General features: G+C 39.2%; 9 protein-coding genes. 1 reads left to right on the top strand and 8 read right to left on the bottom strand.

Going from position 1 to position 12,511, the window contains the following annotated elements; translation table 11 throughout:
• Positions 1-39: 39 nt before the first annotated feature.
• The 8 genes from PATL70BA_RS11975 to PATL70BA_RS11940 are packed head-to-tail and all read right to left on the bottom strand — an operon-like array spanning position 40 to position 9,459.
• Positions 40-1,221, bottom strand: a complete 1,182-nt coding sequence (locus tag PATL70BA_RS11975) for an AGE family epimerase/isomerase (protein WP_125137578.1) — start codon at positions 1,219-1,221, stop codon at positions 40-42.
• Between the two features lie 48 nt (positions 1,222-1,269).
• On the bottom strand, positions 1,270-1,767 hold the full coding sequence (locus tag PATL70BA_RS11970; protein ID WP_125137577.1) for a heme-degrading domain-containing protein: 498 nt from the start codon (positions 1,765-1,767) through the stop codon (positions 1,270-1,272).
• A gap of 58 nt (positions 1,768-1,825) precedes the next feature.
• A complete protein-coding gene (locus PATL70BA_RS11965) occupies positions 1,826-2,926 on the bottom strand; it encodes a zinc ribbon domain-containing protein (RefSeq protein ID WP_125137576.1) in 1,101 nt (366 codons plus the stop codon).
• On the bottom strand, positions 2,927-3,778 hold the full coding sequence (locus tag PATL70BA_RS11960; protein ID WP_125137575.1) for a hypothetical protein: 852 nt from the start codon (positions 3,776-3,778) through the stop codon (positions 2,927-2,929).
• Between the two features lies 1 nt (position 3,779).
• Positions 3,780-7,664 carry a hypothetical protein gene (locus tag PATL70BA_RS11955; RefSeq protein ID WP_125137574.1) on the bottom strand — a complete coding sequence of 1,295 codons (3,885 nt, stop codon included), beginning with the start codon at positions 7,662-7,664 and terminating at the stop codon, positions 3,780-3,782.
• Complete coding sequence (locus tag PATL70BA_RS11950) at positions 7,661-8,218, bottom strand: hypothetical protein (RefSeq protein ID WP_125137573.1); 558 nt, start codon at positions 8,216-8,218, stop codon at positions 7,661-7,663. Before PATL70BA_RS11950 ends, PATL70BA_RS11955 begins: the two co-directional genes overlap by 4 nt.
• Positions 8,219-8,231: 13 nt before the next feature.
• Entirely contained in the window at positions 8,232-8,786 is a 555-nt protein-coding gene (locus tag PATL70BA_RS11945) for a hypothetical protein (RefSeq protein ID WP_125137572.1), read from the bottom strand.
• A gap of 19 nt (positions 8,787-8,805) precedes the next feature.
• Entirely contained in the window at positions 8,806-9,459 is a 654-nt protein-coding gene (locus PATL70BA_RS11940; RefSeq protein ID WP_125137571.1) for a zinc ribbon domain-containing protein, read from the bottom strand.
• Positions 9,460-9,727: 268 nt separating this feature from the next.
• Here PATL70BA_RS11940 and PATL70BA_RS11935 point away from each other — a divergent pair, with 268 nt between their 5' ends.
• Complete coding sequence (locus tag PATL70BA_RS11935; protein ID WP_125137570.1) at positions 9,728-12,463, top strand: transglycosylase domain-containing protein; 2,736 nt, start codon at positions 9,728-9,730, stop codon at positions 12,461-12,463.
• Positions 12,464-12,511: the final 48 nt, after the last annotated feature.

Here is a 12,511-nt window from a genome sequence, read left to right as displayed (position 1 = left end):
GAAGACCTTGACCATACGCTAATCTAACCCCACTTATCTTTATTTACGATTGAGTCTTTTTATCATTTCGCAGCAAAGTCGTCCTGTATGATAAAATGTCTTCCATTCTGTAACCATAGCTTCCTCCGTCCTAATGCTACCATCAGGATTTATGCAGGCTAACCATTCACTATTTTTTCTGACATCTATGAATAGTTTTTCAGCTCTATGCCATACCTTTTTTGACATCTCATAATACATCTTTTCACCTGACATCTCATAGGCATTAAAAAAGCCAATAATCGCTTCTGTATGGGCATACCACCACAAATGTCGGTCAACAAGACCTTGTTCCATTCCGATGTAAAAAGAACCATCCTCTTGTAAGGCGACTTCAGATGTGTTGTATACTACCTCTAATAATTTTGATCTGAAATGATCATTCTCATATCCAATGGTTGTCATGGCATCCCAAATCAACCAAGAACTCTCAATGTCTCTACCATAAGATACACTATCAGATACCTGTTTCCAGTTTTCGTCAAAATAAATACCAAAACCTTTTGCATCTGGATTATAAATCTTTTGATCTAATAGGTCTAAAAGCCATTGTATTTTATTTCTCAAACTTGCGTCCGGCCAAATCCTATATAAATTGGTGTAACCTTCTAATAAGTGAAGGTAACATACCCCTGTTCTGTCGAATGCTAAATCCTTCCGCGCCATTATATTTTTGTCACTTGGTATCCAACTGCCATCCAAAGCTTCTATATATTTATTATCTTTATCACTAAAGGCTTTTTCTTCTATCAGATAAAAGAGTCTTTTTGCATGCAACAAGGCTTCCTGATTGTTCGTTATGCTGTAATACTCACTAAGACCATACAATACATAGGCTTGAAAAACCGTATGTTTCATTGTTGAAACAAGACCACCTTTGTATGTAACCTGAGCAAAGAAACCACCACTGGTTTTATCGTATAATTCATTGACCAAAAAATCATAGGCATGTTCGGCCATGATCAAGTCTTCTTTGATACCCAGCGTCTTATAAGCTGCCGAAAATCCCCATAGTAGCCTAGCCGTTGCTATTGCATGCTTATCGCAATGCTTATTTATGGTCAAGTCATGGTGAACATATCCAAAAAAACCTCCATATTGAGGATCTCTGAGATTTCTCCAAAAAGGTAATATGCGTTGTTTAAGTTCTCTTTTAAATACTTTAGCTGACAGTTTTGTCATTTTTTCGTCCTTTCGTCTACAATGGGGTCTTTATTTCATAAAAGCTATTTATATATCAACTTTGGTTATAGGGTCAAAACCAACTTTTAAATACTGACTTAATACATGGACAACCATTTGATGATCTTGTTCTGAGGGTAGTCCTGAAACAGTTATGGTTCCAATGACACCTGTATCCTTTATCCTAATTGGAAAGGATCCACCATGGGCTGCAAAGTCAGCCGAATTCAAAAAATAAGCTTCCTCCATTGTTCCACCTTTAACTTCTAACTTAAGACTCATATACATAGAACTGTGGCTGAATCGATTAACCACATTGGACTTTCTTCTGACCCAAGTGTCATTGTCTGCTGAGGTCCCCTCCATAGCTACATGAAATAGTTGATGGTTGTGCCTGGTGATATCAATGGTAACCGGCTTATTTTCTTTTTCTGCTTCTTCGACAAGCAATAAGCCAATTTCAAGGGCCATTTTATTACTAAATGTATCAAATTGCAATACGACTTCCTGATTCAATAGATTTGTCATCTTTTCTTTCATCGTCATCGTCTTTCTCCTTTTTACAGTTATTAAAAGGAGTGCCGTAAGTAGCACTCCTTTTGCTTTAGTTTAACTTATTTCCGCATTTGTTACAGAATAAGGCATCTACAGGCACTTGGTTGTTACAGTGACTACAAAATTTTTCAACCTCTTGATTGTCGCTTTCAAAAACAGTACCTACTTGCGCTTTCAACTGATAGATGAGCTGCTCTTTTGTATAAGCTTGATGATTGGCATAAAGCTGACCGTCTGTTTCTTTTTCTATACGAACAAAGTGATTGCATAAGGCTGTTGGTGCAATGAAGAATCTGCCTTTTGTCTCAAAGCCATCATTACCAGCTACTTTTATTTCAAGACCCGATCCCAAAAGCCATGTTCTATAAAACTCTACGCCTGTTACACGTCCGGCTTCACCAAATGTCATTATAACATCACCGTCATCCCTTTGTCCTGCATTTTCCAAAAAATTCAAATCCATTAAAAGAGAAGCGTGTTTTGCTTCTAGTTTTATATCTTCTTCTAATGCGCCGGGTGTTAATGCCAAAAAGGCCGGCAGTAGCCACCGAATATCATGACTACCAATGGCTTCACTCATCTTCTTTGCAAAATCAGTATAAGTCAAAGTCAAATCTTCAGAAAAGCGATACGCCAACATATTTTCAAAAGTAATTCTCCGAAACATATCTATGCTATGAAGTAAGAATAGAAACGCTTCAAATCTGATTTTAGGTGGCATATAGTTGGCTACCGTAGTCTCACAATCGCCGCCATAGCGATTCACCCACCAGTCAATATAAGAATCAAATTGATTATAGAGACCTAAGACATAATTACCCTCTGTGGTTTTTGACACACTAACCACGGCCTTGCCTTCTTTCCTACTATTATATAACCAAACTTGGTCAAGTCCAGTACTACCTCCACCGATTCTTTGATCTAGAACAACATCCGGCTTACCTATAATACGTCCAACTTTTGCAAAATCGGAATCCTCTAGGTAGGCACCATAAGTTACCTTAAAAGATTGTTGTTGATCTTGGTTAACCGGCTTTAGTCTCATTAATATAGATTCTTTTTCCGGCTTTATACTCAGTTCTTCTGTAAATAGAGCCAACATATCACGCTCTGCTACTTCAAATACCTTGAGTGTTGTATTTTCCACCATCTACCCCTCACTCCTTTCAAATGCTTCAATCTTTTTCATGAGTTCGCTTTTATCTATTGCTTCCTCTTCAAATTCGAGGGTCATATCATCTTCCCACATCTGACCATCTTGTATGAACTTGGGCCAATGACTGCCCTCTAGTTCTAAGTAAGGACAACCACTCACCACACTTTTTAATAAAAGTTTTTCATCTTGTGGTTCTATCCACAAAAGCTTACCACTTCTGATATAAGGTGCCAAATCAAAATCGTAGTCCTCTATGTGTGGTGTCACACTGACCCATTGTCCAGGTGATACCATACCGGAAAAAGCATCTGTATCCTCCCAGTATCGGTCTGTACCCCAGTCATTGACACGCTTTTCGCCTTCCAACATGGGATCGGCATAATAAATAATGACATAACCGGTATGTGCACCTATCTTAACGGTTGATAACACGGCTTTTACTTGATCAAAAGCCAATAACCTAGGAATCACAAAAGGTACATCCGGGCCGGGTGTTGCAATAAAGGGGGCCACTTCCAATGACGCTTCTAGTTTCAATGCACCATCCATAGCGAAATATGTCTTAGGTAACTTTGGTTCCGGTCTTTTGGGAGATTCATTGTTCCACCAAAGACCATCCATCCCATCCACATCCATAGTTAGTGTTAGGCTTTCTCCTGTAAATGGGCATCTGGATAGGTTAACATTTGGCAATTGGTCCAAATAAGCCTCAGCTAAAACTTCCATTTCCTGATTCACTGCCTCAGTAGACATATCTGTTTCTATAAGCTGTTTCCACTTTATATCCAGTTCAAATAGACGGGTAAGTATCTGACGGCGTTCTAATCCTTTGCTTGAGTTCTCCATGCTATCCCACCTCCATGCCTGAGCTTCTAAACAATTCTTTTATAGCTTTCACCTCATCATCCGGTATACCATCCCAGTTGCCTTCCAAGACGTTATCCAACTTGTCAATTGGTATCTTAGTGCCTGTCTGATAAGTAGATGTTGGTTTGTTCATAGGATTGAAGGTTGTTAAGCCTTTTTCTCCCTCTTTTGCTGCGTTAATCATTTTTGCTTTTGCTTTTAGATTAAAAGCTTCTTCTTCTTTAACCCATGACATCAAATCTTCGTGCATAACATTAGAATCCGGTGTTTTTCCTAGTTTGTTCATCACTTGTTTTTTAACCGATGGACGTACAGCGGTACCGTCAAAATTGGTGATATCATAACCATCTAAATCGCCAGTGATGTATTTGTTCGTCTTAACATCCAAAACACGTCCGTCAATAACCTTATACTTGCCTTGCGCTTCATACTGCTTCATAACTTTTCCAAGCTTATTGTACTCTCTACGTCGATCAATATATTTCTGAACGATTTCTTTTTGTGTCTTAGGACTAAGCGACTTCATAACATCCTTTGGCGGCAATTTAGGCTTATAATAACCCACAAGACCATCACTATTCTTGGGTCCACCAAGTATTTCATCCACAATATCCAACGTCTTCGCTTTCATGTCTTGACCTTTTGGAATTGCTTTACCGGATTCAATCCAGTTTTTTGCATTTTGGGTTGTCGGTCGTGTATGAATCTGTACCCCAAAATCATCCGCAGTATTCTGTACAATGATCTTAGATTTCTGCGTCATACCATCTACATTTGGTAGTTTGTTAGATGTTTTATAGCCAAGACCCGATTTAATTTTCAAAGCAGGTTTTATACCTTTTGTAACTTTCATACCGGTATTTACCATTTTCTTACCACCAATATTTACAAGATCGTCAACCAAGCCACCTAATTTCCCAACACCTTTTTTGATGGCTGTTCCTGCTTTACCTACGCTTGCTATGGTCGTACCTAGCTTGATCGTACCCGTTGCAACATGGCCGATACGTTTAACCAAAGGTATATTAGGGTCCCATGATTTTTCAAAATCCTCTATCCCTGTTGTACTCTTAATGAATTCCCATGCTTTTTTCGGATCCTTAACTGTGTTGATGATGGCCTTCCCAACATTAACAACCACTTTTCCTGTTTTTTTGCCTAAATCAATCGCTGTCTCCACGACAATCTCGGGATTTTTTACAATTTGATCAATGGTTCTTTTGGCTGTCTCTTTTGCAAGTTCATAACCTTTGTTAATGTCATCAATAGAATCTTCAATAGCTTTTGTAATTATAGATGGATCTCTTCTTACGTCATCTATGGTCCGTTTAGCCTCTTTTGCCGCATTAGAAATACCTGTACTAACAATCACTGCTGTTTCTACCAATTCGTCACCTGCGTTGATGATTGAATCACCTATAATCTTACCGATGCTATTTCCTTTATTGGCTTTTTCCTGTTCATACTCTAGCCATTCCATATCTTTTTTCAATTGATCCATTTTTCTTTTGTCGATTTCTTGCTGAATGGTGGCCATTTCTTGCTCGTATTTGTCATCTATTTCTTTCATAGCTTGCTGCATAGCTGTTTGTCCGTTTTTTTCAAGTTCTTTATTATGTTCAAGATGTTTTTTAACATCTTCAAACTGTCCCGGTGACTCTTTTTGATGCTTCTCCAGATCAAAAGGATTCCCTGTTTCTGCATTCACCCATCCACCTGTTGCAGGATCTCTTACAATCAATTCTTGAGCGCCATTGTGGGTGGTTGTAATAACCATACTCTCCGGTTCTTCCACAATGCCGGGTATAGGTTCTTCATAGCCTTCTGCTTTATCCTCATTTGAGGTCTCCATACTACCCGCATCATCATTTCCATAATCCTTTGGATATTCTTCTGGATATTCTTCGGGATATTCCTCAGGATATTCGTTGTTCGCTTCTTCTACGCCGTAATCTTCCGGTTCATAAGATCCACTTGAATCAGCGCCTGATGATCCACTGCTTATGATTTCATTATCCCCTACAGACACTGCATCTTCAGGATCGCCGCCTGAATTACCAAGTGCATCCGCCAACTTCTTCCATGCGTCCGCTTCTCTTTCATTGACAAGGCCTTTACCTAAGGCGTTATTGGCATCTTTCATAGCCTGTTCACCTACACTCAGTTCAGTGACAAGTTCTTTTGGCTTAAGTAGGTCTAATATGACACTAACCACCAACCCTACTAGAGGTGGAAACAGCATACCGACACCCGCTTCAAATGGCGTGTTTGGTCCTGGAATATTGCCGACACCATAAGCTTTTCTAAGGGCTGCCATTACAAAGGGCGGTAATTCTTTTTTGACACGTCCACCACGCAGACTTAAGGAATAGGTGTTTTCATCTGCGCCCTTTTCTTTACTGGCAGCTCTCGAGTAATAACCTTCCCCAGCCATACCTATGGTAATTCTACCATTAACTTCTTTCTTTAGGGTTACTTCAGATATTGCTGCTATGTTTGCTTTATATGGAAGATTGGTTAAATCTGCTGCAAAACTAAACTGTGCGGTCAAACCGTTTTCATCACGCTTAGTCACCGTACAAATCTGTGAAAAAGGTACGCCTTCATATTGACCTAACAATTCGATGGTCTCACCATAATCCAATACACTAAGAGGATAGTCTTCAAGGAAAAAACTACGTTCACCGCCAGATACCGGTCCCATTAATGTTCTGGTCTTATACATGTCCAACCATATCTTATAAGTTCCGGTAAAATCCGTCATGGGTGGTGCGGGTAAAGACGCTCCAATATAAAATATCGGATTTCCAAGTTCATCATAGTTTAAGGCCATAGGGTCACTCATGTCCAAATAGTATTGACCCGCCGGCAACAGAATACTAGGTGTTGCTTGCCACAGACCATTGGGTACATCCCCAAGACTACCACCTTGAGCATGTATACTGGCCACCTCGTTCCCCAGTTCATCCAGTACAAAGATTGTACCCGGTATTGCGCCCATACCTTGGTTGTAAGTATTGAGTATAATCTGATCCAATGACATTTCGCTATCAAAATAGAAAGACGGCGCTAACAGTTCCGTAGTCGAGCCCATGCCCGTATCTTCATAATCGGCTTCCCAATCCTCTATATACAACTCATATAACTCTAATAGCTCTTCTTCTCCAAAACTAACATAAGGGTCATATTCTCCGTCTGTTGTTTCCTCCTCTTCTAGGGTATTTTCCATTAAAGCATCTAAGTATTTTTCATATGCTGCGTAGTCCATTCCTTTTACAAGGAATGTGCTCATAGGAATATCATTACCGTCTAGAACGAGGGTATAATCTCCGGATGGCAATATCATATCCATCAAGGGTGCGAAGAAATATGAAGTATTTCTGTCACTTGCCGTAAAATTGCCATCCTCATCTGAAGCCCCAATACCACCAATAACATCAGTAGTCCCTTCAAAACCTTGATAAATATTTCCTCTACTGTCTTGAATATACAGTTCCATCGGGCCAATGCCTGTACCTTCAAAGGGTATATATACACCTGTTATAACTGTCATATCCTTAACATTAAACTTCATAGGCCCAATATAACTTGTCACTTCTGTGTAGCTCGTTGGAATCTGTACATTGTGGGTTTCTAATGATGCTTCCTCATCATTGGCTTCACCCGAGACCATACCGCCTGTATAGCCCACAATCAAACTGGATTTCCCATCAAAATCCATATACTCGCTGTACCACATACCTGATTTGGCAATGACTTTTTCATTAGGTAATCTAGGTTCTTTAGCTGCCCCCATTGAGAGCATTGGCAAAAAGTTGACTGCAAGTATAAAAATAACCATAATTCTAGCCATACTTTTTCTCATAGTCCAAAACCTCCTCCCCCAGCTAGTGATCTCACCAAATTGATACCACCTTCTATATATGCAGGTACTTTTGTCATAAGCGGTATACTCAGTGTCCATGCTATCGCAAATAGAAAAGAAACACCCGATGTTGCAATTGTATTTTTTATCTCTTGCTTCCCCTTGATTTTGCCCATCTCAATTGCGGATGCTGTTCCAACAGACATGATGCCAGCAGAAATAAAGCCTAAAGTCATCGACCACCTTAAACCAAATGTAGCGAGGAATAACATAATCGTGAAAGGTGTTAGAAATAGCATACCCATTTCAACCGCTTCTTTTATAACCGCCTTACCTCTTTCTTTTTTGAATTGATGGTTAAATAAATTTAAGAAGGCACCCAGAAATCTTCTGTATAGAAAACCAAAAAACAGACCAATCATGAGACCAAATAGAATGTTATAAATATTAAAAAAATCCATGGGATTAGCTAATGCACATACACCGATAACCATAAAGCAAATCCTACGAATCCATGTTTTTAAACCGCTACTTTTATATGTTGACATCTCCATGAATAACCCTCCCCTAAAATCTGCCTAGTGTTGACCATGAAAGCAATACAATAACACCTACCAAGGATGAAATTGGAATGCTGAGCCTATGGTTGCCACCCGTGAGTTCACGTATGGTATACATCATCGGTCCAATGGCCCATAGCACACCGGTGACCCCAAAAGCTATAGAGGTATTCCAGCCAAGCACTAAGGAAAAAACTATACCTATAAGTCCATAAATAAGTGCTCCACTGTAGCTTAGGCAAAAGGCAGATATGGTTTCAAGAATTGTTATATCTGCTTTTGATACTTTTAGGACCAACCATATGACAACTGCAAATAGGGGAATGGCCAACATACCATACAACAAACCAATAATAAGGCAAAACAAAACAAACCAAAAACCTTTTTGACCGGTCTTATATAAATCCAAACCGGTCTGAATGAAAAACAAACCAAAAGCAAAGGCTGAAACCCCTATTGAAAAATACCATTTTGTTCTCATAAGGGCATTTTTCAATACCCCTGCCGGATTGATCATCATACCGAAAATGGTGCGTATAAGTGGTGCTTTCTTTGTTTCCATCTCATTCCCTCCTCTTAAACTACTTTAATAACGGACAACCACATCTAAAACACGTATCATTTTTTATATCATTTAGACTTGCACAAGCATTACAAAAAATAATCGTGTCCCTGGATTTATCATATTTTTCATATGTATTAAGTCCTCCGTGGTGTCTAATCCTATCACCGATCGTATAGTAATTGTACAAAGTAGCATCATCCGTTGACATGATATGATGGGTTTTACCACGGTCATCTCGGATCGATATGTCATACTCGACATAAGTAACCCAGTAATAATCATTTTCACCTGAATTCTGTCTTCTCTGTTTCTTTTTAACTGTCTTATTAATGACTGTGCCGTCCCATGTCTTACTTTTTTTCTTGCCTACCACTTGAAAGATGGCAATCAACAAAAACATAGAACCGATGCCGAATCCAATGAACATGGATTCCGGATTATCCATCTCACTGCTTGTCTCTCCATAATAGGTAAAGGCCGCAACGGCTATCACGGCTGCTATTATTGCAAAGATCATCGCATATCGATTGCTATTCTTCAAGTACTTCAAAAAGGCAGGGTCTTGTATTTTTGGGGAATAACCAACCATTCTATTTTCTTGTTTACTGCCGCATTTATTACAATACTGGGCCTCATCTGGTAATGTCGCACCACAATTTTGACAGTACATATGCACCACACTCCTATTATTTTCTAACTATATTATAAACATTTTTTGTGGTTATGTCATCCTTTCGTCATATATTTTTCATAATTCATGCTAATTATTAACGTCTAACAGTAAAAGTTTCAAAACTAAGCTTCTCTATATTCTTAAACCACCTAAATATGATAGATTACCAATTTCAATATATTAAATTTTGACTAATTCCACAAAAATATGCTTCTTTTTTCATGAATATTTGATATAATACTCTTGGTGTAAGGAGGCATATACTATGAAACAAGAAAAAAAAGTTCCATCGAAAAACTCCGGTCAATTAAGTGCCAGAGAAAAACTAAAACTGAAAAAAGCAAAAAAAGCAAATAAAACAAATAAGAAAGTTTTGTTTAGAAATATATTTCTAGGCATGCTGGCACTTGGTGTTATTGGGTTAGCCGTCGTTGCAATTATGGTTGCTTCTATCTTAAAAGATGCACCTGAATTAAACTATGATGATCTGGTTCCAACAGGCTATACATCCTTCATAAGAGACCAAAACGGTACCGTTATCCAAGAGCTTTCTACAGGTGAATCCAATCGGATTTATGTAGATATCGACGAAATTCCAACCCACGTAAAAGATGCATTTGTAGCTATTGAAGACCAACGCTTTTATGAACATAATGGCGTCGATCTAAGGGGTATCTTTAGAGCTGTTTTCGTCAACCTAAAAGAACGTAATTTAAGTGAAGGTGCCAGTACCATCACTCAACAAGTCATTAAGAACAATATCCTAACTTCCGAAAAAAGCTTTAATCGAAAAATTATAGAACAGCATCTGGCCATACAAGTAGAAAAGGTCATGGAAAAAGATGAGATTCTCGAACTCTACCTAAACACCGTTGGACTCGGTCGTGGTACTAATGGCGTCCAGGCAGCGGCTAACCGCTACTTTGCCAAAGATGTGTCTGAATTGACCATAGCAGAAGCTGCTGTAATCGCCGGCATCACCCAAAGACCAACAGCTTATGAACCAGTTGCTCAACCGGAAAATAACCGAATAAGACAAGAAATCGTTTTGAATTACATGAACGAACAAGGATTAATTACAGATGCAGAACTTCAGACTGCCCTTGATGAAAAAGTTTATGATTCTATTCAAGTCACCAACCAAGTTTTTCTTGAGCAATCGGATTTCTCCTATTTTGTTGATGAGGTCATACGTGGTGTTGCCGCTGACCTTGAAGCGGAGAAGGGCTATACTAATACTCAGGCTATTAACCTAGTATACCGGGGCGGTCTTGATATTTATACCACCCAAGACATGACCATGCAAGGTATTATGGACCAGTCCTTCGCTGATGAAGAAACATTTCCGCCCTTTGAAGACGACTACAACGTTATGCTCATGTATTCTGTTTCCGTTCAGACAGCAGATGGCGTGAAGCACTACTACGATGAGACCCTTTTTCAAACTGATGAAGAGGCATATGCACATATGGATCTATTAAAAGAAACCTGGGTTACAGGCACAGATACCATGATTGCAGATAAATCGTTACTCATTCCTCAACCTCAATCGGCTATGGTGGTCATGGACTACTATACCGGACATGTTAAAGCTATAACCGGCGGCCGAGGTGAAAAAATAGGTAATCAGACTTTAAATCGTGCTACCATGTCTTTAAGGCAACCAGGTTCTACCTTTAAAGTACTTGCAGCTTATCTTCCTGCTCTTGATACCGCTGGGATGACCCTTGCTACTGTATTTGATGATGTCCCTTATTCCGTAAAGCTTGGTGACGGTTCTACCTATTCCCCTAAAAACTGGTATGAAAGAGCAACATTCAACTATTGGGGCTTATCCACCCTACGTCAAGGTATCGAGTGGTCTATGAACATTGTTACCTTAAAGACCATGAACGCTGTTGGTGTTGAGACCGGATTTGAATATTTGAAGAATCTTGGCTTCTCTTCCTTAGTGGAAAACGAAACAATTAATGGCCAAACTTATTCCGACAAGAATATTGTTTTGCCACTTGGCGGTATTACTAGAGGTGTTTCACTCCTTGAATTAACGGCAGCTTACGGCGCCATTGCCAACAAAGGTAATTATATTGAACCGACTTTTTATACTAAGGTTTTGAGTCATGACGGGACACTTCTTTTACTGAATGAGCCAGAAACCCATTCGGCGATGAAAGAAACTACCGCTTTCCTTCTTACCAATGCCATGGAAGATGTTGTAAAAACAGGAACCGGTAAAACAACAAGACTTAGTGATATGCCTGTCGCAGGAAAAACGGGAACTACCAGTGACTCCAAAGACTTGGCCTATGTTGGTTTTACGCCTTATTATGTTGCAGGTATCTGGCTTGGTCATGATACACCTGAAAGGATGGCCCATAATAAAAGTTACCAACAGATCTTATGGCAAAGTGTCATGGCACAGATTCATGAAAATCTTGAAACAAGAAAATTTAATGTACCGGATGGCATTGTCACCAAAAATATTTGCACCATATCCGGTAAGTTAGCTGTACCTGGCCTATGTGATTCCGATCCACGAGGCAGTACGGTGCGAACCGAATATTTTGCTATTGGTACCGAGCCCAAAGAAACATGTGATGTTCACATAAAAGTTACCCTCTGTAGTGAATCCGGACTTATGCCAAATGAGTATTGTCCTGAAGATACTTTAGTGGATAAGGTCTTCACCCAAAGACGCATTCCTTTTGCACCTGAAGAATGGGATCCGGTTAATCGACCTAGAATCAGAGACTATGGTTATGAATTCCCCATCACTATGATTGAAGAATATTGTAATATTCATGGTCCATCTCAACCGGATGATGACAATCCATTTGGTGAGGATGAAGATAATGTTATAGAGGATGAGAATAATGGTAATGGGAACGGAAACAATCGAAAAAATCCTGATAACAATGATGAGGATGACGAGGATAATGATAATACTGATGATACTGCAGATTCTTTCATAGATATCGATTTACCCATTGCCTTAGATTAGTAATAAAAGACACAGCTTAATCTTATTCGATTAAACTGTGTCTTTTAA

Origin of the sequence: Petrocella atlantisensis (genome assembly GCF_900538275.1) — a bacterium.
Lineage (GTDB): Bacteria > Bacillota > Clostridia > Lachnospirales > Vallitaleaceae > Petrocella > Petrocella atlantisensis.
This window is presented reverse-complemented; position numbering and strand designations above follow the sequence as displayed.